We start from the raw sequence: 23,576 nt of genomic DNA, 5'->3' as shown, positions 1-23,576 counted from the left end.
TGTAATATTAACTAAAAAATTTCAGAGGCGCCGAATGGCCATTTTTTCATAACGGATGAAAGTATAATTTTGGAAAAATTGTCTTTAATTTCAGGTCGGTATCATTTACAATTTTAGTAGATTATTTAATATTCGGACAGAGGGGGATCTTTTTGAAAAAGGGGTACATCATCGTTTGGGCAGCTTTATTCATGTTGATTTTTGGAGGGGGAGAACAGGCGAAGGCGTGGATGACGATTCCGAACGGGGTACCGGTTGAGAACACGCTCTATTCAGAAGGTGATGTTTCAATGTATGAATTCACCACGACCGAGCAGGGTGAAGTCTATGTAGTTTTAAGTGAAGTTAAAGGTACGGTTCGAATTATAATTCGGGATGAAAATCAGAACATGTTATATGACGACTGGCCAAATGAACCGAGTGGGGTCCTCCTGCATTTAGAGGCAGGCACGTATACAGTCAGGATTTCGTCAGGCTCCGTCTCGGGTTCCATTTACCAGCTGAAAGTGACATACCCGAGCAATGACAATCCTCCTCCAGTGAGGGATTCTGTTAGCTTTGAACCGAATGATATAAACTATGTGGCTTATCCATTAAAGAATGGAAAGGTGTACAGTTCCACATTTGAAACGGCCCAGGACAGGGACACGTATATGTTTACGATGGAAAAGGATGGAGAAGCCTATCTCTCGTTTGATGGTGTTTCGGCTCCGGTAATGATTAATATTAAGCAAAAGAAGGGCCCTTATGGCTTCCAGCATCAAACAGAAGGAGACCCGAACTTTGGGATTGACCTCGATTTAAAGGCAGGTACATATTACATCGACATCCTCAATAAGGAGTGGAAAGATGAACCTGGAAAGTACTCATTGAAGGCGACTTTCAACGCGCTTTTTACTCGGGATGCAAAAACATTAGAACCGAACGAAACGAAAGCAACAGCTGTCAAAATGACTTCAAATCAGACTTACACCGGCAAAATTGACCATACGTCTGATCGGGAGGTATTCCAGTTCACCAGCAATAAGGACGGATATGTGACCATTACCCTGGACCAGCTTTCCCAGGCTGCTGAAGTCAGGCTAATCAATCAGGTTGGGTCTATAAATTATCCGAAGATTGCTTGGGGTGCGGGAAAGACCGCTTCTTTCACGCTTAATTTGGAAAAAGGAACATACCATGTGTATGTGACTCCGATGGATGAAGTTACTAAACCTGCCACCTATCGTCTCAAAGCAGGGTTTCCTGATAAAACGCCGTCGGCAGACCCGATTTATGATACCGGAACGGTGCTAACTGGAAAGGCGGTTTCGTCAGTTAAGGTATATGCCTATAGAGGGACTGTGAAGCTTGGTGAAACGGTTGCCAAAGATGGCAAGTACAGCATTAAAATTCCGGCGCAGAAAGCAGGCACCTCAATTGGAGTCTACACTGTGGATGCGGCGGGAAACGTCAGCGCCAGGAAAACTATTAAAGTAGTCAATTCAGCGACATCCTCAGTTTCCTATGATTATAATAGGATAAAGGTCAGCTGGCATGGTGTTCCGGGGAGCAGTGGTTATGAAGTGTACCGCAGCACAAAAAGCACCGGCACATATGCAAAAATAGGGACCATAACAAGCGGCAGCACAGTGAGTTTCATCAATAGTTCTGTTGTTACCGGGAAACTGTATTATTACAAAGTCAGGGCCTACAGGGTTATTAATGGTGTTAAGGTTTATAGTCCCTATACAAAGATTTCAAGTACAAAGGCAGTTCCGAAGGCGCCAGTCGGGTTAAAATCAAAAAAAGCGAGTTCCACTTCAATGTCGCTTACCTGGACGAAAGTGTCCGGAGCGACCGGGTACGCTGTCTACAGGAGCACGTCCAAATCGGGAACGTACAGCCATATCGGGTCACTGTCTGGAAACAGTTTTACAAATAAAAGCCTGAGTTACGGTAAGACCTATTATTATAAAGTGAGAGCGTATCGAACTGTAAACGGTGTACGTGTTTATAGCCCGTATTCTGCAGTTATCGCGTATACGCATAAAAGATAGTATGAAAGAGGCATACCGATTCTAAATAAGTTTATTGACAATGAGGTCAGCTTTTTCAAGTCAGCAAAAATTAGATAAAAAAACTAAGAAAATCCTTTGGTGATGGCCAAAGGATTCTTTTTATTGCCTGATTTACCGTTTCTGGTTGCATCCTGTGGCTATTAATCTTGGATTCCACTCTATTGAGTTTACGACAGACTTATCGTCCTATGAACCAAAGGAAGTTGCTGTGCATATCGTAAATGTAATGGCAATGGGGCCAATATCTTGATAACGAAGTGAAATTTTGCGAAATTTTTTTAAAGGAATTTCGGAACATATGTACAAATAAAACTTTATTAAATGGTACAACAGGGTTGATATATAAATGATACAAAGTCCCTTATTCTCAAAGTTAATGAGACATTTTTCTCAACTTCCTCGCCTCAAATCTTTCCTTACATAATTTCCTACCATTTGGTTACTAAATAATAGTATAATATCCTTAAAATATACAAAATTCGATATATTTTGTAAATATGTTAATAATTTGAAAGAAAACAGAAACCTATTAAAAACTAGTCCGTATGAATAAAAGTCCATATTCATTTTATTTTTTAAAATCTCAGATCAATGATTTGGGATTTTTTAACCTAGCGTATTACTATTTTTTTACACAAAAGGAAAATTAATATGTCTTTATAAAAACAAAAAAGGGGGAGTGAACGATGTCGAGAATGTTGAAATTGATTCTGCTTATATTCGGGGTAACCCTTGCTAATGTGATTCTGCTTTCTCCTGGTTTTCTGGGCGTGAAGATTGTTGGCGGAAGTGCACTTGAGACATCCTTCGGGTTGACGGCAATGCTCGTTAGTCTCATTGTAATTCTTTACGGTATCTATGAAGTACTATTTAAAAAGCTTCCTGCAATACATTTAAACGAACTAAAAACAAATGAGGATTATGTAAAAGCGCTTCAACTTTATCAAGATATCAAAGTGTTAAGGGAAGATATTTTATTCGCATTAAGCCAGGAAATGCGATTGAAAAAGAAAAAAGGAGGATTACTAACCCTTCTGAATGAACGATTCGACAAAACCGAATTAAGTTATCAAAAGTTCACCAATGTTGTTTCGGAAGTAGAAAAGCTATTTTATATGAACATTCGAAACATCCTGAACAAAGTCAGTACCTTCGATGAAACAGAATACGAGAGTATTATTAGAAAAAATACGAACCGGTTCTCTAAAGAAATTCTTCAAGAAAAAAAGGAACTTTATAATGAATATCTTTCTTTTGTTAAAAACGCGCTGAATATTAACGAGGAGATCCTATTGGATATCGATAAACTAGTTCTGGAAATTTCACGACTGAACACCATTGATATCGATGATATTGACAATATGGCAGCAATGCAGGAAATGGATGCTTTAATCAAGCAAACAAAACTCTATAAAAACTAAAAGGAGCACAGGCTAATGAAAAAAGGTAAATTCATAATCGCAGCACTAATTGCCACTGTTTTATTCTTTGGAATTGTCTATTTTGGAATCTCTCTAACTTCGAATCTGGGAAAGTCAAAGAAACAGATTACAGCTGAAAGTGCAGACGAACAGCTTGCCGATTTGTATTCCGACATTGATGTGAAAAAAGGAAAGCCAATTAAAGGGCAAATAGATCTGAATCCAGCAGATCTGGCAGAAGAACTGCCGGATATCAATAAGTTTCCTGTAACTGTTGAAAACTCTACCGGTTCATTTGTTGAAATCTTCTCTTCACCTGAAAAATCGGGAAAAGGGAAGGATTCCTGGATTAACGAAGTAGCAAAAGACTACAACGATTCAAAGTTCAAAGTGAATGGAAAGGCAGTCAGTGTTAAGATTCGCAGCATTGCATCGGGTACAGCAACAGACTATATCAAATCAGGAAAATATGTTCCAGAGGCCTTTACCCCATCTAATGAATTTTGGGGAGAAATGGTGAAAGAGAGCGGAGTTACAACAGAACTTATCTCAAAAAGAATGGTCGGCAACGTTCCTGGCATTGTCATCACGAAAAATAAGCATGAACAGCTAGTAGAAAAATATGGCTCTGTGAATGTGAAAATTCTAACCGATGCAATGGCGAATAATGAATTTGCCATGGGTTATACCGATCCGTTTGCAAGTTCGACAGGTCTTAACTTCCTTCTGACCGCTCTAAACACATTTGACAAATCCAACCTCCTGGGAGAAAAAGCAATACAAGGTTTTGAAAAATTCCAATCGAATGTGCCATTCACTGCTTCTACGACATTGCAGATGCGTGAAGCAGCAAAATCGGGGGCATTGGATGGATTCGTACTTGAGTATCAAACATTCATAAATTCACCTGATTTGAAAGATTCGTATGTATTCACTCCATTTGGTGTTCGCCATGATAGTCCATTGTATGCAATTGGCGACATCTCTGAGGAGAAAAAGCAAATCATTAAAAATTTTGCTGAATTCGCTCAAGGGAAAAAGTATCAGGAACTGGGTAAGAAAAATGGATTTAACGGTCTTGATACTTACACTTCCGAACTGAAAACGGTTGACGGTGCCACTCTTTCTGCTGCTCAAAAGCTATGGAAAGAAAAGAAAAACGGCAATAAACCGATTATGGCTGTATTTGTTGCAGATATCTCTGGAAGTATGGATGGAGAACCTTTGAACCGTATGAAAGAAAGTTTGTTAAAAGGCCAGAAATATCTTGGAAAAGATAACAGCGTTGGATTGGTTACTTATTCTGATGATGTCACGATCAATCTGCCAATCGCTACATTTGATACCAACCAGCAATCTTTGTTTGTCGGAGCTGTCGAAGGCTTGCAGGCAAACGGCGGAACAGCAACCTATGATGGTATTGTCGTGGCGATGAAAATGCTGAAGGATGAAATGAAGAAGAATCCTGATGTGAGACCTCTCATTTTCGTTTTGAGCGACGGGGAAACCAATCAAGGACACTCATTGGATGACATCCGGGGAATGATTCAGGCATACAAGGTTCCAGTCTATACGATAGGATATAACGCAAACCTCAAAGCTCTTCAGACCATTTCATCTATCAACGAAGCAGCTAGTATCAATGCTGATTCAGATGACGTCGTCTATAAAATTAAAAACCTATTCAACGTTCAAATGTAACATTTACGGTCTAAGTCTAGTCTGAGCTTGAAAGTCTTAAATACAATCAAAACGGAGGAAGAAACCGATGTCATTTTCAATGAATGTTGCAAGTCCAGAGGAAGTGAAAGCACTTGTCGAAGAACAGGTCAAACCTGTTCCGAAGGAAGTTTCAGAACTGCAAAAAGCAGCCAATCAAAATGTTTTATCCATTATGGAATTAGATGTCGAATCTCTTGATAAGCGAAAGGAAATTCTAAAAAGTATTGAGAGTTTCGGGTTAAGCACAATGAAGACTTCGTCAAACAAGAACTCACTTCTTCAAGTTTCGGTTGGGAACTTATCGAAACAGGGTGATGAAGGAAGCCGTGTCGCTAAAGGCCTTACTGAACTACAAACTCATTTGAAGGATCTCGATCCAAGTATGATCGATTTTGCTAAAACAGGGTTTCTTGGGAAGCTGTTTAACCCGCTTCGGGCGTACTTTCAGAAATATGAAAAAGCAGACGGTGTTATTTCGGATATCGTTACAAGCCTTGAAAAAGGGAAAGTGACCTTGAAAAATGACAATACTACGCTTGAAATCGAACAGCAGGGACTTCGTGATTTGACGAAAATCCTTCGAAAAGAGATTGAGCTGGGAACGTTGATGGATGAAGCAATCGAAGTTCAAATCGAACAGGCTAAAACAAAAGATGAAGACCCAGAAAAAATTCGATTCATCACTGAAGAAGTGCTATTTCCTCTGCGTCAGCGAGTGATGGATTTGCAGCAAATGCTAACAGTTAACCAGCAAGGCATTATTGCTTATGAAGTGGTCATTCGTAACAACAGGGAGTTGATCCGTGGTGTTGAACGGGCAAAAACCGTTACCATTTCTGCATTAAAAATTGCTGTTACTGTAGCTAGCGCTTTGTACAATCAGAAGATTGTATTAAAAAAAATTGAAGCTCTTAACGCAACAACGAACGATTTGATTGCAGGAACAAGCAAAATGCTAAAAGTGCAAGGTGTGGAAATTCAAAAGCAGGCAATGGAATCAAGTGTTTCTGTTGAGACACTGAAAGTAGCTTTTGCTGATGTTATAGAGGCAATGGACTCTATCAGCGCGTACAAACAGCAAGCATTGCCGAAAATGCGAGAAACCATCAACCAATTCAAAGAACTGGCTGAAACAGGCGAAAAACAGATCCAGCGCCTCGAAAAAGGCAACGAAGTAAACTTGTTAAGCAATTAACCTAATTATTTCATTCTGGGCAGCGCTTGCCGGTTTCGCAATCGGTTTAGGCTTGATACGCGGGCCTTATGCGACAGCGTTCCTCTTGATCCTTATTGTTTCCTTAAGGATCATATCCGTCCGCTATAATTGGAACTTGCCACATCACATCCCATATGAAAATAAGGAAGTATGGGTGGTTGAATCAAATTTTTAAAGACGATAGAAAACAATCGGGCACTCGTTTTAGAAAAGATGAGTGCTTTTTAGTACTTAATAATACAAACACGTTGTAAGTAACTAATTGAGTTTTTTACTAATTGTGAACGTTTGTTAACAGTGAAAAATTCTTAATCCCTCATTGCTCCTGCTTCACGGGAAGTCATTGCTCCTTGTCCTGCATTTACATCTTTATGTATATCCTTTTTCACTTTTTGGGGATCCGTGCCTGATGATTTCGTAATGTTGTTTTTGTTTTGTAGTTTATTCAGTTTCATTTATGATTTCCTCCTCTAATTTGGTTACCAATTATTATTTACAAAATCGTACGTTGTATGTTCCTGGTCTTCTTTTAAAGATTGGGATTTACTGTATTTTTACTGAACGGGCAAAAACCGTTACCATTTCTGCATTGAAAATTGCTGTTACCGTGGCAAGTTCATAATACAATCAGAAAATGTATATTCAGGGTCCTAAATACATTTCTGGAGTAAAAGCAGCGACAATAAAGGCCTGTTTGCTATATAGAAAAAACGGTGCTCCTTTCCAGAAGATTAGTCTAAATTTTAAACTATTGAGTAATATCTTATTAGGATAAGGAGGGGGATTTGGTGAAACCAATTGGAATCTTGGGCGTAGGTCAGGCAGGTGGTAATATTGCGGAGGCAGCATCGGCCTTGGGCTTTCCAACTGCCCTTATCAACACGAACCAGCGTGACGGGCTCGTCAATACAAGGGTTGAAAACAAGTATTTTGTTCCGGGATATAACGGGGCCGGACAGGATCGATTTATCGGTGTCCGGGCAGTAAACGATAATTACAGAGAGTTAGTTGAATTTGTTAAAAAGTCATTCAAAAAAGTAAAGTTCCTTTTAGTGGCATTCTCCACTGACGGTGGGACCGGCTCGGGGATGAGCCCGCTCCTGATTGAAATCCTGCTGAACCAGCTGCCAGGGCTGAAGGTAGGAGCGATTGCTGTCGTGCCTGAACGGAATGTCCTGGCAGGCAACCGTATCAACGCAGCGGAATGCCTTGAGGAATTGTCCAAAATTGATGGGATTTCATCCACCTTCCTGGTCGACAACGACCAGTTGCGCCGGATCAATCCTCAATCAAGCAAACAGCAAATTTATCGGGCTTCTAACCACAAGGTGATGGAAGCAATCAACCATGTCCTACAAATAACACAGAAAAGCTCTCTTTACGGGAATTTTGATGAAACAGATCTCATGAATATCCTTTGCACACGAGGCGTAACCGTCATCTCAACCAGTACAGTGACAGATGCCAAAACAACTTCTGATGTATCCCTCAAAATCCAGCAATCATGGGCAAACTCGGTTTTCTGCCCGGTTGAATCGCCTGGTGTCATCCGTGCCGGATTGATTTATGAAGGACCTGAGAATGTCTCAAAACTGATTAACATCCCATCGATTTTCGAGAGGGTCGGGGAACCCCTCGAACTGTACGAAGGAACCTATATCTCCGAAACAGACCCATCCATCACCACCATTCTTGCCGGACTAAGCTTCCCAACACGTCGGCTTCAAGTGATGGAAGATATGTTGACCAAAAACAGGGACCGGCTCCATGAGCTTGTCCAAAAGGAATACACACAGAAATATGAGTCCAAAATCGGCTGGGCATCCAATTTAAAAGCCAGAAACAACCACAGGCCAACACGGACAGTCAATCAAAAACCGACAAAATCCAATAGCTAAATTATACACTGGGCCTTCCCAGTGTCTTTTTTTTTGTAAGGCTGTTTTTGTAAGCATTGTTCCTATTTATATATCAATTTTTGGATGCTGAAGAAGTTTCAACCCCAATTGCCAGCAGTGAGTGGGATGTGGTTGGATTCGTTTTTAAAAAGTGATTATTAAGATATACTTTAAATTATGAAGAGAAAAAGTCTACTAAAAGGTTGTGCTAAACAATGAATTTAGAAACAGTTATGCAGGAGCTTGAAGCTCTTGGTAAGGAACGAATGAAAAAGATGTACATATCCAATGGTGCACATGAGCCGCTTTTTGGCGTGGCTACAGGCGCTATGAAGCCAATCGCCAAGAAAATAAAAATAAATCAACCTTTGGCTGAAGAGCTGTATGCAACTGGGAACTACGATGCTATGTATTTTGCGGGTATCATAGCAGATCCAAACGCAATGACTGAATCTGATTATGATCGCTGGATTGATGCAGCGTATTTTTATATGCTTTCCGATTATGTAGTGGCCGTAACTTTATCAGAGTCAGAAATTGCCCAAGACGTAGCTGATAAATGGATCGCTAGTGGAGAAGAGTTAAGAATGTCCGCCGGCTGGAGCTGCTACTGCTGGCTTTTAGGGAATCGAAAAGACGTTGAGTTCTCCGAAACCAAGATTTCCTCAATGCTGGATACTGTGAAAAATACGATTCACGATTCGCCGGAAAGAACAAAATCCGCCATGAATAATTTCATATACACGGTAGGAACTTCATATTTACCGCTCCATGAAAAAGCAGTCGAGACCTCATTGGCAGTAGGTATAGTAGAAATAAAGCGTGACAATAAAAAAAGCAGTCACTTAAACGCCTACGAAAATATTCAAAAACAAGTCGATAAAGGAAAGATTGGTTTTAAACGAAAGTATGTTAGGTGTTAAAATAGATCGGTTTGCGAAACTTCAATGTGAATGTGTAATTACTGACCTCGGCGAAAAGCCGAGGTTTTTTATTTAAGAAAAATTAGTAGGCTGTTCATCCTCCGTTCATATTGGCTTTGTACACTATGTGTGCAGAAAGAAGATTGGAGGGTTTGTGATGAATCTTGGTTTGAAGGAAATGAGGAAGAATAAGAAGAGGTGATAGATTTGAAAAATGAATTGGCGGAAGTATTTTTAAGAGAGGTTTTTGGATAAACCAATGGGCTTAATCGTAGAAAATAACGTCGACTCCTAACAAGTAGAGGAGAGCCAGTTGGGAAATATTTTTAATATTTGTAATATTCTATAAACCATTTTAGAATAAACACTAAGGTAAGTAGAATCTATTAATATTTTATTAAGGCATCATATTTTTACATAGCAAACTTCCGATGCAGTTTAATTGGGATAGAAAATGATAGTATGCCAATTTTTTATAGGTTGTTGTCCGACTAATGGCTATGGTTTATGGCATTAAGGGGGGTGATTAACCAAGGTAAGACATTAAGGCTATGAATGGAGGCGGTAAAGGAGCTAAGACGAAAAAGAAATGACAATATAACGTAATCATCAAGGGAACTCCGAAAGCTAAAACCTACATATACGAGTGGGTTATTTTCCAAAAGAGAGGAGAATCGCTTTGAAACTTCGAAATAGGATTGCAACAATAACGACAAGTATATTGCTTGTGATGTCTTCAACAGCCGCGTTTGCTGAGGAACCAGGCTTGGATAAACTGCCTGACCCGATAGATACTCAGTCATGGGTGAATCCAGAAAATATGACATGGAATGATTATAAACAGGTCCCTGGTATTGATTGGAATAATCCAGATATTAAACCGGAAACAGAACTTAAAGGGGCATTGATTTTGGTCGACTTTCCGGACCAGGAATTTATTTTGACCAAACCTAAACATTCAGAGCTTATCGGTAATCCACAAGTCGATGCTGTTCCTCGTGAAAAACTTGGGGAATGGTGGAAGAATTTCTTGAATGTCCCTAGCAAACTCAATAACTATCAGACAATCGATAACTTTTGGAAAGAGAACTCACAAGGAAAATGGGGCGTATCTCTCGATTCTTATGGGCCATACCGCTTGGATAAAAATGAATTTCAGTATGGGCTTGAAAACAGTATGAATCCGGGCGCCAAGCCAGGTAATTATCCTAGTGGAAACCTTTTTACGGATGGAGTAAATGCGGCAGCAGCTGACATAACTGCATCTGGAAAGGAATATGACTTTGCGTTTATCGTTCATGCCGGCTATGATGAATCAACTGTATGGCAGGAACTCGGCGAAATGATGTTTCTGAATCCAGAATCGGTGCCTGATGAATTTGGTCCGCCGGATTTACCCGGATTTGAAAACATGCCAAACTGGGCAAAAACCCGTTATGTGCCGTGGACTTCCTATTATGCAGCCAAAGCTATTTGGTCCGCCGCTTCTAGTGCAACGATAAATGGTAAAAGGATTCGTGTTTCTATTCAAGGTGAGAGTGATGGCATGGGCACATTCGCTCATGAATTTGGCCATCTCCGCGGTCTTGGCGATAACTACAATAATGCCGCTCTTGACCCTAGAACCTATTCGGGTTATTGGGAAACTATGAGCCGAGGATCCTTCAATGGCCCCGGTGGAACTCACACCCGCTGGATGATTCCATCTACACTTGGTGCTTCTTTATCTGCCCCGCATATGCTTCGTAATAAGATGAAACAGGGATTTGTATCCGATGATGAAGTCCTGCAGCTAAATCGGGATGAATTAAAAGAATCTGGGCCCGTGTTTGCGGATATTGTCGCGCGACAAGCTCCAATAGGCAGTAAATTTGGCCGAACCGGACTCCACGGCATCAACATCAGCATGGACGATTTAACTCCAACAGATTATCTTGCCGGTGACTGGCGTAACGATATTCTAAATAATAGATTGTACAATAACTACACACTTGAAGTGGTAGACCGCTTTGGTGCGGATTCCTTCGCGGCGGACTCCGGTGTATTGATAGCCAAAACGAAAAATGCGGAGACTGGCCCGAACATCTGGGTTGTTGATTCACATCCCGAGGACATTAATCTGAAGGACTTTACAAGACCTGACGGCACAACAGCTATGGTTGGTAAAGGTGACCCTCGTCAAACTCTTGATGCTTTATTCAAAGCTGGGAATGGGACAAGCTTGGTTTCCGGACAATTCGATGGTTCTATTGATAAAGACACTGTTGTTAGTGAATACATCGATCCATACAATAAACTTCATTTCTACATTTTAGGGAAACACAAAGACAATGACGGCGTGCTTCGTTACCAGGTTGCCGTCCGTAACACGGAGGGCGCAGGCAGCTATAAACGCGGGGTGAATGTAAGCGCTGCTACAATACAACCTGCAGTACAGGACAAAGTGGCAGTCTATCATTTTAATGTCACGAATACCGGCGAAGCAAAGGATCTAATTCGTGTTAACGCTTTTGCTGGGGATGATTGGAAAGTGCAACTTGATCAAAACGTAGTTGCTGTGGAATCTGGGGCCACCGTTGCTGTACCAGTATACGTTAAAATTCCGAAGGGCAAGACAGCTCCGGAAACCCTTACCTTTACGGCCGCTTCAGAAACAGACTCGAATCAAAGCGCTACGGACACCAATATCATGCCAGGTATTCTTAGTGCATCTGGTCTAAGTTCTGTTATTGAAAGCTTTGCCAAAGAGGGAGCATTCAAAGCAGGTACAGCGCAATCATTGAAGGCACATTTGAATTCCGTAGGTCAGTTTGAAAAGAGAAAATCTGCGGATAAGGTTATCAAACATGTTAATGATTTTAAAGAGTTCTTGGATCTTAAAAAGGATGCGAATCAGATCTCGGTGAAAGCGTATGACAGTTTGAAGGCATATGCCGATGCAATGATTGAGATCTGGCAATAGGTTAGATTCATTGTTCAAAAAAATACCTCCTGTGCCGGGGATGACCTGGTACAGGGGGTAACAAACTCAAAATCTTGTAATTTGTGAAGGCGGGAATCAATAATTCAAACTTTCTTATTTGGCTGACTATCTTGATGTAAACCATAGTCTGATACATCAGCAGCAATGATTTTGAGAATTTGTAAGAGAAGGAGTGAAAGATAATTGAACAATAAAATCACAATTTTAGCCATTTTATCATTGCTACTTTTGCTCGGCGCCTGTTCGGCTGTAACCTCTGGCGAAGAGAGCGAGGTGCTTGTTAAAACGGAATATGGAACTATTTCAAAAGATGATTTATATAAAGAAGTGGTAAGTTCTGAGCGCGGCAAAGAATTGATTCAGAAGTTGGTTTATATGCAAATTTTGAAAGCAAAATATGAGGTGTCTGATGAAGAGGTGAATCAAAGGCTGGACGAGATAAAGGAACAGGCAGGTGATGAAGAAGGATTTCAAGTACTCCTACAGCAACAGGGGTTTGAAAACGAAAAGCAATTAAAGGAACAAATAGAACAATCCCTTTATTTTTTTAAAGCTACAACAGATGGTGTAAAAGTCTCAGATAAACAAATACAAGATTATTATGAACAAAATATAGGCCAATACACTGAGGTCAGAACAAGCCATATACTCGTGGATGAGGAGTCAACTGCTAAAGAGATTGAAAAGGAACTAAAGAAAGGAAATGACTTTGCCGAATTAGCAAAAAAACAATCGACTGATAAAGTGTCTGCAGCAGAAGGCGGAGATTTGGGCTTCCTTTCTGGACGCAACCAGGAATTGGATCCAACATTTCTTGCTGCGGCCTTGAAGTTGAAAGAAGGTGAAGTGAGCGAGCCGGTCAAGACAGTATTTGGTTATCACATCATTAAGGTTTTAGATAGAAAGGAAACACCATTGAACGAAGTAAAAGATCAAATCCAACAATCGCTTTTGAGTAATGAGGCAAAACCGATACAAGAGATATTAAACAAACTAAATAAAGAAATTGAGATAAAAGAAAATGGAATTAAAGATGCATTTAAGGATGTAGAACCGAAGCAGCCCAATTAGCCCCTCTGTTTAAATGTTCAGCCCTAAAGCAGTTAGTGATAACCGTTGACACTTCACACTAATTACATAGTTATTGCCTAATTACTTATACCAATTTATATACTAATATTAAGAATCTTATAGCAAACTCCTTCTATAAAATTAAATCGAAGCTTCGGCATAATAGCCGAGGCTTTTGATTTAGATACAACTAAACAACTATGACCTAGGATGCCTTTGAATTCATGGATATCATCAGGATAACCCACCTATAATTGCAATGCTATAAATTGGTAATACTATAACAAGGTTAAGTATGTAAAGGAAGGAGCAAAGATATGCCTAAAAAGAGCGATAAAAACACCAATTCTCCGGAAAATACTGTTGTTTCATTGCCTGGCAACAAGCAAAACAACGGTGAAGTCGCGGAACTGACCCGGATGCTGGCAGCGGTAATGGAGTATATTTCAGACGATACACTTGAAGTGATTGATATAGAATACCTTTTGGATGAAACGGAGGGTTTAAAAGACTGGTGGGAGCATTATCAGGAAAACAATAGAAAATCGATTGAGGAGGAAATCAGGAACTCCTTAAGTGACCTTTCTTTAGATGATCTTCAAAAAATCCGTGAGCAAATAAAGAAAAACAGTTAATAGAGCAGTGTTCTGCTAAAAAGTAGGTTTCAGCTCAACTTAAATTTAACTCTTCAAACTGTTTGTTTGGCGGCCTGTTTTGCCACATGATATTCTTTTATATAAGAACAAATGAAGGCAGGTGTTAATTTGACAAAAGAAATAATGTTAAATGATACGTTGATCCGTGTGGAGAATTATAAGGAAGAAACAGAGAATGGTTTACATAATATAATTATTGACTTCAAGGTAACCAGTGAGGATTATCATGACATTGCAACACTTTTATATGAAGGGATTTTTGATGTAAAAGTTCCTGAAAGAGGCCTTGCATTCCGAGGGAAAATTAAAGAATATTCTACTTCGATTACGAATTTGTATGAAAAGGGGAATGTTGGCGATTATCATTTATCTCTCGTCGAAGTAAGGATGTAGGAAGGAAGGTTTGGTATGAAATTAAGCATATTGGATCAATCCCCAATCTCTTCACATCAAACTCCGCAAGATGCCTTGAATGAATCATTGAAGCTGGCTCAAGCCGGGGATGAACTGGGATATACCCGGTATTGGATTGCCGAACACCATGATTTGCCCGGGCTTGCCTGTCCCGCACCAGAAGTGATGCTTCCTTATATCGGCGCACAAACGAAAAAGATCCGTCTTGGATCCGGTGCAGTATTGCTGCCCCATTATAAACCGTACAAAGTTGCGGAGCTATACAATATGATGGCTACGTTGTTTCCTGACCGGATTGATATCGGGATTGGACGGGCTCCCGGCGGATCGGCGGAGGCAGCCAATGCCCTGTCGGACAACTTCCTGCAGCAGGTCTATAAAATGCCGGAGCTGGTAGCAGACCTGCTCCATTTTCTCGAGAACGATTTTCCGGCGGATCATGAGTTTTCCAGGATAGCAGCGGCTCCGATTCCAGAAGTTCCACCTGAGCCATGGATGCTTGGAACTGGCAAAAAAAGCGCGCTGATGGCGGCGCAGAATGGCTTGCCTTTTGCATTTGGCCAGTTCATGAGCGACAGCGACGGACCACCAATCATTCAGGAATATGTTAAGGCCTTCCAACCAAAGAAACAGGACCAGGGTCCAAACGCATTGCTAACCGTCTCAGCCATTTGCGCGGAAACGACTGAAAAGGCTGAAGAAATTGCGTTAAGCTCGCTTATTTGGGGGCTGCAGAAAGCGAAAGGTCAAGGGCGATTTGTCCCCTCGATTGAGGAAGCAAAGCAATACCCGCTGGATGAGAAAGAACAGGCTCATCTGAGGAAAGCAAGAGAAACAATGGTAATCGGAAATCCAAGGGAAGCGGCCCTGCAACTTCAACAATTGCAAGGCAGTTATAACGTTGATGAAATCATGATTGTAACTATCACACACTCCCCGCAGGACCGTATTAACTCTTATAAATTGATAGCTGAAGCACTACTTTTATAAAAGGCTCTGTTAGTATTCATTGTTGATTTTTATTGAGGTATGAGAATTTATTAGGGGGAGAATTTCCGTCTATTGTACCCACGGGCACCTTAAGAGACAGAATTTAGCGGAGAAATTCCCCTTAACTCCTTAAAATAAGTCAAAAACCAATGATTCTGGTATGATAAGCGGAAAAACTCCCCTTGCTTTTAAGGGAAATATGGGTATTTCCCGATTTAAACGGGATTTCTCCCCTTATTTTTCAAACAGAGTGAAATCAACATTCAGCTATAACAGAGCCTTATAAAAAAATCCGTTTGAATACAAAGCCGAAAAGACCGTTCCGATTTGTGATGCATTTTTCGTATGTAGATATCCCCATAGAGTATCTTGGGGATATTTTCTGTTATCTAGTAGAGTGCCAGTTACCAGAAAAAGCGATTTCCTAATGCAGAACCTGCAAATCCTCCTAGAAAGCCTCCTGCAAATCCACCAACAAAGCCTCCCGGTCTGTTACCAAACCGACCATATCCATAAGGAGAACGACCATACCCTGGGCCAAAGCGCCGGCCATACCGCGGGCCGAAACGTGGTCCATAACCATATCGGTAACCCATATTTCTCAACCTCCTTTATATAGTAGTTACGTCGAGACCACATACCAAAAAATAGTGACCTGCATTCATACTATGAAAGTTTGCCAAGCTCTGTACAGGACAAACGTTCAGAGCAAGGGAAGTAATTTTTCGATAAGGTATTAACTTTCGGAAAACCAAATTACGCGTAAACTATTAGTGTAATTACGGAATTTTTTAAATAAAGTTGAATCGATAAAATTACGAACATTATATTTAGTTGACAATAAAACGTTCGTCTATTAAACTAATAATTGTGTTTTCGACATCTAAAATGAAATGGAAATTAACCTGTTTTGTTACTATACGATTCAAAAGGGGAGCTTACTAAATGGATACTGTTTTCGATTATGAAGATATTCAACTAATTCCGGCAAAGTCTATTGTAAAAAGCCGTTCTGAATGTGATACCTCTGTAGAGTTTGGCGGCAGAAGGTTTAGATTGCCTGTCGTTCCGGCAAATATGCAAACCATTATTGATGAGAGCCTGGCAATCAAATTGGCAGAGAACAACTACTTCTATATCATGCATCGTTTTCAGCCGGAGAAGCGAATTGATTTTGTAAAAGATATGAGGGCCCGCGGATTATATGCTTCTATTAGCGTCGGGGTAAAAGAAGAAGAATATCGATTCATTGAGCAATTAGCAGAGGATCAATTAACTCCTGAGTACATTACAATTGATATTGCCCACGGCCATTCCGATTCGGTCGTAAATATGATCAAGCATATCAAAAAGCTTCTTCCTGAAAGCTTCGTGATTGCAGGGAATGTTGGAACTCCTGAAGCAGTCCGCGAACTGGAAAATGCGGGTGCGGATGCGACAAAGGTTGGAATTGGACCAGGTAAGGTCTGCATCACAAAAATTAAAACAGGTTTTGGAACAGGAGGCTGGCAGCTGGCTGCGGTAAGATGGTGCGCCAAAGCGGCGAGCAAACCGATTATCGCTGACGGCGGCATCCGGACAAATGGCGACATTGCGAAATCTGTCCGTTTCGGAGCGTCGATGGTCATGATTGGTTCGCTTTTTGCCGGCCATGAAGAATCACCTGGCGAGACAATTGAAGTTCACGGGAAGCTATATAAAGAATATTTTGGTTCTGCTTCCGAATTTCAAAAAGGGGAAAAGAGAAACGTTGAAGGCAAGAAGATGCATGTTGAATTTAGGGGATCGATCAAGGACACTCTCGTAGAAATGGAGCAGGACCTTCAGTCATCCATTTCGTATGCTGGAGGCAACATGCTATCCGCAATCCGGAACGTCGATTATGCGATTGTTAAGAATTCGATTTTTAATGGGGATAGAATATATTAAGTATTAGGCAAGCAGTGGATGAAACGAATCCACTGCTTTTTTGCATTTTTATTGTCATCCCACGGCGAGATAACAATCAAACCTGTAGTATGAGATATATTTTTGCCACTATTTTTAACATTAAATGTTCTCGAGGATTGATAGAACTTTACCAAAGTCTTCTATATAGTTAAATCTATAAGGAGATGAAGATATGATTGGTATGAATATTCGTGTTTTGCGCAAAAAGAATAAAATGAGCCAGGAATTTTTAGCAGAAAGGGTTAACGTATCCCGTCAGACCGTAGCAAAGTGGGAAGCCGAAGAAGCGCTGCCTGATATACATAAATGTAAATTGCTTGCTGATCTCTTTCAGATAACATTAGATCAATTATCCGGCAATATGACTGAAGAAGATGTAAATCGGCTTGCACCAAAGGGGAAACAGTTTTTTGGTGTCGTAAAAGTAGGTGAGCGGGGGCAAATTGTCATTCCTAAACAGGCTAGGGAAATGTATCAGATTCAAGCTGGTGACAAGCTAGTTGTGTTGGGGGAAGATGCAACGAAAGGGATTGCTATTTTGAAAAGTGATAGTTTTCTAGAATTTGCTGATTTGATTCGTAAAGCTGAACAAGTTGGAGAGGAATTGGAATGAGTAAAATTGTATTCTTTTCGATACCCGCACATGGCCATACAAATCCGACACTGCCAGTCGTAACTGAGTTAGTTAACAGAGGACATGAAGTTTGGTACTATTCGTTTAAAGAATATCAGGAAAAAATAGAAGCAGCCGGAGCAAATTTTATTTCCTGTGATAAGTATTTGCCTACAATATCTGAAGAAGAGTTGAATAGTAAGGTTGGAAAAGATTTTGCAGCATTGATTGAAATGCTGGTGGATACGACAATTGCTTTGGATCAGAAGATATGTGAAGAATTAAAAGAACTAAAGCCCGATGGTATCGTGTCAGATTCCTTGTGCCTATGGGGAAAATTATTTGCCAAGAAATTAGGGATCCCATATATATGTTCGACAACCTCCTTTGCATATAATCAGCATACGGCGAGACTCATGAAACGCGGGTTAAAAGAATTAGTTCTGATGCTCATTGGTATGCCGCGAATCAACAAAAAAATGCAATTGTTAAAGGAATATGGATACCAAGTGGATAGTTTTGTATCAATTATTGAAAATGATAATGAAACGGATACCATTGTATATACGACGAAAGAATTCCAGCCTCTGGCCGAGTCCTTTTCTGACCGCTATGCCTTTGTTGGCCCTTCAATCCGGCTGTCCTCAACGGCGCAAATAGATAAACAAGACAGAAAACTCATCTACATTTCGTTAGGATCCGTACTCAATCAAAATAAGGATTTTTATCTAAATTGCATTCAGGCATTTTCAGGCAGTGATTACGAAATTATTATGTCGATAGGGAATAAAATGGAGATTGCTTCCTTTGGCCGAATACCGAACAATATTACCTTAAAAAATTATGTGGATCAGATTGCAATTTTACAGAATGTTGATGTATTTATTACCCATTCCGGGATGAATAGTGTAAATGAAAGCCTATATTTTGGAGTTCCAATGGTTTTGTATCCGTTGCATAGTGAAGAAAGGGCAGTAGCTGACCGAGTGGTAGAGCTTGGGGCAGGAATCAAGTTACAAGGGACAAAGCCGAAAAAGTTGGTGAAAGCGGTCGCTGAAATACTGGCGAATCCCAACTATCTCGAAAATGCACGGCAACTATCCGAGAACTTTCAAAATGCCGGCGGAGCGGCAGAAGCAGCTGATGTCATTTTGGTTAAAATAGAGAAGGAAAACTAACGTATTATATAATTTCAGCAAATAATAATGTCAGGCAGAGAAGGTTTATCTAATGCAAAAGGGGCGTTGATCTATTCAGGATTAATGCCTCTTTTTGTTGAAGTACTTATTAAACAAGCGGATCAGCATCGCTTATAAAATTAAATAAATGGGTGGGTGGGTATTTTGAAAAAGATAACATTAGTCTGGAACCAAAAAGACTGGTTATGCGTTAATTTAAATATTATTGGAGTAAATGTTAATAGACAAAATCTCGATTAACTAAAAAAAAGAGCGAGGACAAAACAGTGAAAAGGTTTTCAAACAGGGGGAGGTGGGATAAAAGCAATACAGGGGGGTGAAAAAATGAAAACTAAGGTATTCTTTCATACCAGAGATAAAGCGAACTCGAATTGGACTAATGCCATACTTACGTTCTATCAACTGCCTTCAGTAGGGGAGTTTGTTTTTCATGGTTCAGAAACTCATAGAGTAGAGAGTGTAATCCAGATTCCAGAAGAAGAAGATTCCGAGTATATTGCTGAAGTATTTGCAGTGCGGGTTCCCGATTCAGATGTTTATGAAGAAATGGATTATCAATATCGGGTGAAAAAAGAATAGTGCAATTATTTAGAGAAGAGTTTGTCTGGCAACGGTTATTTTTGAAAAAGGATGTTTATAGTTCAGATAATACATTTCTAAACACATCTCTTCTAATCGTTGTTTTTAGTTAAAATATTCTTATGAAGTTTTTTACACAATGAAGAGGAGAGGCAAATTAGTCTTTTTGGGATGTAAACGTAGTCCAAGACGGAATCTGTGTTTTAAATATTTGGAACGACACATACTATCGTTATGATAAATAAGTATTTGGAGGACAGGTATGGATAGCAAGTCTTGTGATTTCTCTCCTTTAAAGAATCAGTTGGAAAATGGCATTGAAAATTTGATTCATTTACTTCAATCAAATTTAAATATCCTTGATAATGAAAACTATTGTGTTCTTGGCAGTTTGGAGGACGTTAGGGAAAGTCTCATTGCAATTGAATCCAAGGCGGCAACCTTCTATTTAAACTGTTACTTGTCTGATTTCACCGGTGTTTATGAACATTTATCGGATACCGTCCAGTACCTGTCACAGCAGAGGCATGGGGCATTGATCGTTGTTGAACGAGGGATGCCTATTGATTCACTAATCCAAAAGGGCATAAATATTGGTGCATTAGTCACCCCTAAATTATTGGAATCGATATTCTATCCAGGTAACCCGTTGCATGACGGAGCAGTTTTGATTAAAGGAGAAACGGTAGTATCAGCATCCAATGTATTGCCTTTAACAACTACAAATATAGTAGGGAAAAAACTCGGAACGCGTCATCGGGCAGCTTTGGGAATATCAGAAAAAAGCGATGCATTAGCACTTGTGGTATCCGAAGAAACAGGGAAAATTTCCTTCGCCCTTAATGGACAACTCTATCCAATTAGCACAACGGTTCCAATCAATTTTCACCATTAAGAATAATAAAAACAAAACCGTGAAAGAGCAGTTAGAATTCATCTCAAGAGAACATTGGTCCAAAACTACCTGATTATGACTACATAAACAAATGAAGAGCTGTCCGGGTAGGACAGCTCTATTCTTTTTCTTCCTTAATAAAATTGTATCCTGATGTTAACCGTTTTTCCGGAAACACTCCAAGTTCCTTTGCGACTTCCTCTCTAATCCGGTTGAACTTTTCATTAACTTTTTCCTCGATCTCGCGGTTCTTGTTTTCTGGCATCTTTGTCACTCCCTGCCGTATATGTTATTTCCACTCATAGTTTATACTGCTATCCAGTTTTGATTCTGTTTTTTCGCAGAGTTGCATGTTCAGTATGGAGACAGCCTGTAAAGTACTCCAATACAACCGTAGAGCTTTTTCGATTTTCAAACAGGAAAGCAACCTATCACCAAGGCTTCCTTACCAAGGGATGCAGTCTCATTGAAAATGTATTGTCCCGCTGATAGTATGCTAATATAAAGAACCTATCGGCTTTTTAATGGAATGTGAGGTAAGTATATGAAGGACCAATTAACTGATTTTCAAATTTCAATGAAGAATATTCAATTATTATCTCCTCGAATGAATCAAGGATTGCAATTTGTCTTTTGTTTAAGCGGGGAATTAACGATAGAAATCGATAGCCGTTTTTATGTTTTAAAAGAACTGGATTTGCTGCTGATTAATCGGAACCAGCTTTTTCAGGCAAAAGGCAATCAAACAAATCGTGTGTTATCGTTAACGATTTCGGATACGTTTATGGATCAGTATTATTCGGACTATCGAAACAGCAGGTTTGATTGTTTTTCCCAAGAGATCGGGATGGGCAGGGAAGTGATGCTCGACAAGATGAGAAAATTGCTTGTTGAATTAATGATTACATATAGCAGAAAAGATGAGAGCTACCAAATCGAAATGCATAGGTCTATCTGTGAACTATTGCTTATCCTGGTCCGCCGGTTTAAGCAAAAGGGTACTGTCATTGAAAAAATGGATTCCAATGACATGAGACTCAAAAAAATGATCGAGTATTTGGAAAAGAATTATCACCAAGTTATCACACTAGAAGATATGGCAAGGAAATCTTATCTATCTTCGGGTTATTTATCCCGGTATTTTAAGCAAAAGACAGGCATGGGATTTAGCCGGTTTTTAATGAATATCAGGCTAAGGCATAGTGTGAAAGATTTACTATATACAAAGGATACGATTTCACAAATTTCAATGAAAAATGGATTTGCAAACACAAAGTCGTTTACGAGCCTTTTTAAGGAAATGCATGGAGTTACACCTCATGTGTACCGTGAAAGTCATTCTAAGGAACAAAATGATTTAGTCCGAAGCTATTATATTGAGGATACTGAAACATTAATCAATTCCCCTGAGATTATCGCTAAATTAGGAACAGTCCTCACGAAACACGATCGATCTTATAGCAACACCGAATCACAATTTGAGGAATTATCTCTGGATGTTTCTCTTCCAATCAATGCACCACTATCTCACCCTGATCATGTTTTGATTATTGGAGAGCTAAAAGAACTGCTAAAACAAGATGTTCAGTCGCAAATCCTGATGGCAAAAAATGAAATGCGCATTCAGTATATAGGGATCCAGCATTTATTAAGCGGAAATACGATTACTGAAGATGTAGAAACAGATGAAGAGATTGCAACCAGTTCACCTTACTTTAACTCCGATATTGCGATGAATTTTATGATGAAGAATGGACTTTCTCTTTTTATCAAAATTGAATATCAGGAAATTACCGCAAATGAAGAACATTATTTTAAAAAACTACATGGTTTTATGAAGCATTGTTTACAAATATACGGGCCGTCGTTTTTAAAGAAATGGCGTTTGCTCTTTCATGAAGATTACTATACTGCTTCTGAAGCAAGTGAACTAAAACGAGTCTATTTGAGACTGTATCGTTTGCTAAAAGACCTTGTTCCAGACATTCATGTTGGTGTGTTTTTGCCGTTTTCCTTTAAAGATGAAAAGACCAGCGGTTCTCATAAATGGCTTCTGACGGAAGGGAATCATATTGATTTTATAGGCTATCATTCCAACCAAAATGACATCATTGATTTTAAGGAATTAAGTGATGATCGCTTTTTCATGACGAGAGATTATTTGAAAGAAAAAACGGCGAAAATCAAGACTTATTTAAAAAAGCATCATATCAATAAACCACTTCATCTCATCTCCTGGAACACATTATCCGGCAACACACGGTTTACGAATGGAACTTTCTTTCGTGCTGCCCTAGTGTTAAGAAGTGTTTTGGATGTTGTGAATGAAGTGGAATCTATCGGCTTTTGGCTAAACACTGCTTTGCACGAGGGCAAAGGCAAAGTTCAGAGGATTCGAATTGAAGGAATGGAACTTTTTCATTATTTCAGTGGTAAACGGCCCGCCTATTTTGCGATGGTGTTTGCCAATAAACTGATTGGGACAATCATTGCTCAAGGCCCGGATTATTTGATGACCCAAAATGACCGGGGATATCAATTGGTGCTGATGAACTCCAATACGATAAATCCTTATTATTCTACAGAGGAAGCATTCCTGCAGAAGCTTAACAAAGAAATCCTTGTGAAAATCAATGGCCTGGAAGCAGGGAACTACCAGATTCGGAAACATATCTTCGATAAAGATCACGGTGCTTTATACACAAAGTGGTGGAATTTAAACAGCAGATACGGAATGGACGAGGAGATTATCGAATATATCAATCGGTCAAGCCATCCGGATTTAGAGATATTTGATGAGACGATCGCTAGTGAATGGTCTTTTTATTCCTATCTAACGATTAATGCGATCCATTTCTTTGACATTAGAAAGGCAAGTAATTGAAAAAAGTCATTGCTGCTTTAAAAAGGCTGCAATGGCTTTTTTTCGGTAAAGGATTATTATAAGGGATGAGAAAGAGTTATATACCAGTTTTTTGATTAAACC

At 39.7% G+C, this 23,576-nt stretch carries 20 protein-coding genes; 17 read left to right on the top strand and 3 right to left on the bottom strand.

All coding sequences use genetic code 11. The annotated features are described in order from the left end of the window. The first annotated feature begins 152 nt into the window (after positions 1-152). From AM500_RS12840 to AM500_RS12825, 4 genes are all read left to right on the top strand, one after another. Complete coding sequence (locus AM500_RS12840; RefSeq protein WP_053599563.1) at positions 153-2,039, top strand: fibronectin type III domain-containing protein; 1,887 nt, start codon at positions 153-155, stop codon at positions 2,037-2,039. 707 nt (positions 2,040-2,746) lie between these two features. Continuing rightward, positions 2,747-3,481: a hypothetical protein gene (locus AM500_RS12835; RefSeq protein WP_053599562.1), complete on the top strand. Its 735-nt coding sequence runs from the start codon at positions 2,747-2,749 to the stop codon at positions 3,479-3,481. A gap of 15 nt (positions 3,482-3,496) precedes the next feature. Further along, positions 3,497-5,182, top strand: coding sequence for a vWA domain-containing protein (locus AM500_RS12830; RefSeq protein WP_053599561.1), 1,686 nt, complete (start codon positions 3,497-3,499; stop codon positions 5,180-5,182). Between the two features lie 67 nt (positions 5,183-5,249). Beyond that, entirely contained in the window at positions 5,250-6,398 is a 1,149-nt protein-coding gene (locus tag AM500_RS12825; protein ID WP_053599560.1) for a toxic anion resistance protein, read from the top strand. Between the two features lie 329 nt (positions 6,399-6,727). Here the strand turns inward: AM500_RS12825 and AM500_RS25850 are convergent, their stop codons facing one another. Further along, entirely contained in the window at positions 6,728-6,874 is a 147-nt protein-coding gene (locus AM500_RS25850) for a hypothetical protein (protein ID WP_197282591.1), read from the bottom strand. Positions 6,875-7,207: 333 nt separating this feature from the next. Here AM500_RS25850 and AM500_RS12820 point away from each other — a divergent pair, with 333 nt between their 5' ends. The 7 genes from AM500_RS12820 (at position 7,208) to AM500_RS12790 (ending at position 15,354) form a co-directional block, all read left to right on the top strand. Continuing rightward, complete coding sequence (locus AM500_RS12820) at positions 7,208-8,317, top strand: FtsZ/tubulin family protein (RefSeq protein WP_053599559.1); 1,110 nt, start codon at positions 7,208-7,210, stop codon at positions 8,315-8,317. A 215-nt stretch (positions 8,318-8,532) separates the two neighbouring features. Then, on the top strand, positions 8,533-9,240 hold the full coding sequence (locus AM500_RS12815; RefSeq protein WP_053599558.1) for a DNA alkylation repair protein: 708 nt from the start codon (positions 8,533-8,535) through the stop codon (positions 9,238-9,240). Positions 9,241-9,919: 679 nt separating this feature from the next. Then, entirely contained in the window at positions 9,920-12,202 is a 2,283-nt protein-coding gene (locus tag AM500_RS12810) for a M6 family metalloprotease domain-containing protein (protein ID WP_197282590.1), read from the top strand. Between the two features lie 204 nt (positions 12,203-12,406). Continuing rightward, on the top strand, positions 12,407-13,294 hold the full coding sequence (locus AM500_RS12805) for a peptidylprolyl isomerase (protein ID WP_053599557.1): 888 nt from the start codon (positions 12,407-12,409) through the stop codon (positions 13,292-13,294). A gap of 317 nt (positions 13,295-13,611) precedes the next feature. After that, a complete protein-coding gene (locus tag AM500_RS12800; RefSeq protein ID WP_053599556.1) occupies positions 13,612-13,929 on the top strand; it encodes a hypothetical protein in 318 nt (105 codons plus the stop codon). 129 nt (positions 13,930-14,058) lie between these two features. Next, positions 14,059-14,343 (top strand): DUF3219 family protein, encoded by a 285-nt coding sequence (locus AM500_RS12795; protein WP_156319808.1) that lies wholly within the window; start codon positions 14,059-14,061, stop codon positions 14,341-14,343. Between the two features lie 15 nt (positions 14,344-14,358). Continuing rightward, positions 14,359-15,354, top strand: a complete 996-nt coding sequence (locus AM500_RS12790) for an LLM class flavin-dependent oxidoreductase (protein WP_053599554.1) — start codon at positions 14,359-14,361, stop codon at positions 15,352-15,354. A gap of 448 nt (positions 15,355-15,802) precedes the next feature. Here the strand turns inward: AM500_RS12790 and AM500_RS26110 are convergent, their stop codons facing one another. Next, the gene (locus tag AM500_RS26110) at positions 15,803-15,937 is read right to left on the bottom strand and encodes a hypothetical protein (protein WP_269320292.1); all 135 of its coding nucleotides are present in this window, start codon (positions 15,935-15,937) and stop codon (positions 15,803-15,805) included. A gap of 362 nt (positions 15,938-16,299) precedes the next feature. Here AM500_RS26110 and guaC point away from each other — a divergent pair, with 362 nt between their 5' ends. The 5 genes from guaC (at position 16,300) to cdaS (ending at position 20,590) form a co-directional block, all read left to right on the top strand. Further along, entirely contained in the window at positions 16,300-17,283 is a 984-nt protein-coding gene (gene guaC / locus AM500_RS12785) for a GMP reductase (protein WP_053599553.1), read from the top strand. A gap of 193 nt (positions 17,284-17,476) precedes the next feature. After that, positions 17,477-17,917 (top strand): helix-turn-helix transcriptional regulator, encoded by a 441-nt coding sequence (locus AM500_RS12780; protein ID WP_053599552.1) that lies wholly within the window; start codon positions 17,477-17,479, stop codon positions 17,915-17,917. Continuing rightward, positions 17,914-19,095, top strand: a complete 1,182-nt coding sequence (locus AM500_RS12775) for a macrolide family glycosyltransferase (protein ID WP_053599551.1) — start codon at positions 17,914-17,916, stop codon at positions 19,093-19,095. The genes AM500_RS12780 and AM500_RS12775 overlap by 4 nt, the downstream gene beginning before the upstream one ends. A gap of 345 nt (positions 19,096-19,440) precedes the next feature. Beyond that, positions 19,441-19,695, top strand: a complete 255-nt coding sequence (locus AM500_RS12770; protein WP_053599550.1) for a hypothetical protein — start codon at positions 19,441-19,443, stop codon at positions 19,693-19,695. A gap of 262 nt (positions 19,696-19,957) precedes the next feature. Then, complete coding sequence (gene cdaS / locus AM500_RS12765; RefSeq protein WP_053599549.1) at positions 19,958-20,590, top strand: sporulation-specific diadenylate cyclase CdaS; 633 nt, start codon at positions 19,958-19,960, stop codon at positions 20,588-20,590. 118 nt (positions 20,591-20,708) lie between these two features. On the opposite strand, the gene AM500_RS25510 is transcribed toward cdaS, so the two are convergent. Beyond that, on the bottom strand, positions 20,709-20,855 hold the full coding sequence (locus tag AM500_RS25510) for a hypothetical protein (protein WP_156319807.1): 147 nt from the start codon (positions 20,853-20,855) through the stop codon (positions 20,709-20,711). 279 nt (positions 20,856-21,134) lie between these two features. Here AM500_RS25510 and AM500_RS12760 point away from each other — a divergent pair, with 279 nt between their 5' ends. Then, a complete protein-coding gene (locus tag AM500_RS12760; RefSeq protein ID WP_053599548.1) occupies positions 21,135-23,474 on the top strand; it encodes a helix-turn-helix domain-containing protein in 2,340 nt (779 codons plus the stop codon). Positions 23,475-23,576 lie beyond the last annotated feature (102 nt).

It is taken from the genome of Bacillus sp. FJAT-18017, from assembly GCF_001278805.1.
Lineage (GTDB): Bacteria > Bacillota > Bacilli > Bacillales > Cytobacillaceae > Bacillus_D.
The sequence above is the reverse complement of the archived record's forward strand: the minus strand, read 5'-3'. Positions and strand labels throughout refer to the sequence as shown.

Excerpts from the sequence above, each read along its gene's own strand:
- AM500_RS12815 (WP_053599558.1), top strand. The coding sequence starts at position 8,533 with ATGAATTTAGAAACAGTTATGCAGGAGCTTGAAGCTCTTGGTAAGGAA.
- AM500_RS12760 (WP_053599548.1), top strand. The coding sequence starts at position 21,135 with ATGAAGGACCAATTAACTGATTTTCAAATTTCAATGAAGAATATTCAA.
- AM500_RS12835 (WP_053599562.1), top strand. The coding sequence starts at position 2,747 with ATGTCGAGAATGTTGAAATTGATTCTGCTTATATTCGGGGTAACCCTT.
- AM500_RS12775 (WP_053599551.1), top strand. The coding sequence starts at position 17,914 with ATGAGTAAAATTGTATTCTTTTCGATACCCGCACATGGCCATACAAAT.
- guaC (WP_053599553.1), top strand. The coding sequence starts at position 16,300 with ATGGATACTGTTTTCGATTATGAAGATATTCAACTAATTCCGGCAAAG.
- AM500_RS12800 (WP_053599556.1), top strand. The coding sequence starts at position 13,612 with ATGCCTAAAAAGAGCGATAAAAACACCAATTCTCCGGAAAATACTGTT.
- AM500_RS12780 (WP_053599552.1), top strand. The coding sequence starts at position 17,477 with ATGATTGGTATGAATATTCGTGTTTTGCGCAAAAAGAATAAAATGAGC.
- AM500_RS12790 (WP_053599554.1), top strand. The coding sequence starts at position 14,359 with ATGAAATTAAGCATATTGGATCAATCCCCAATCTCTTCACATCAAACT.
- AM500_RS12825 (WP_053599560.1), top strand. The coding sequence starts at position 5,250 with ATGTCATTTTCAATGAATGTTGCAAGTCCAGAGGAAGTGAAAGCACTT.
- cdaS (WP_053599549.1), top strand. The coding sequence starts at position 19,958 with ATGGATAGCAAGTCTTGTGATTTCTCTCCTTTAAAGAATCAGTTGGAA.
- AM500_RS12770 (WP_053599550.1), top strand. The coding sequence starts at position 19,441 with ATGAAAACTAAGGTATTCTTTCATACCAGAGATAAAGCGAACTCGAAT.
- AM500_RS12830 (WP_053599561.1), top strand. The coding sequence starts at position 3,497 with ATGAAAAAAGGTAAATTCATAATCGCAGCACTAATTGCCACTGTTTTA.
- AM500_RS26110 (WP_269320292.1), bottom strand. The coding sequence starts at position 15,937 with ATGGTTATGGACCACGTTTCGGCCCGCGGTATGGCCGGCGCTTTGGCC.
- AM500_RS25510 (WP_156319807.1), bottom strand. The coding sequence starts at position 20,855 with ATGCCAGAAAACAAGAACCGCGAGATCGAGGAAAAAGTTAATGAAAAG.
- AM500_RS25850 (WP_197282591.1), bottom strand. The coding sequence starts at position 6,874 with ATGAAACTGAATAAACTACAAAACAAAAACAACATTACGAAATCATCA.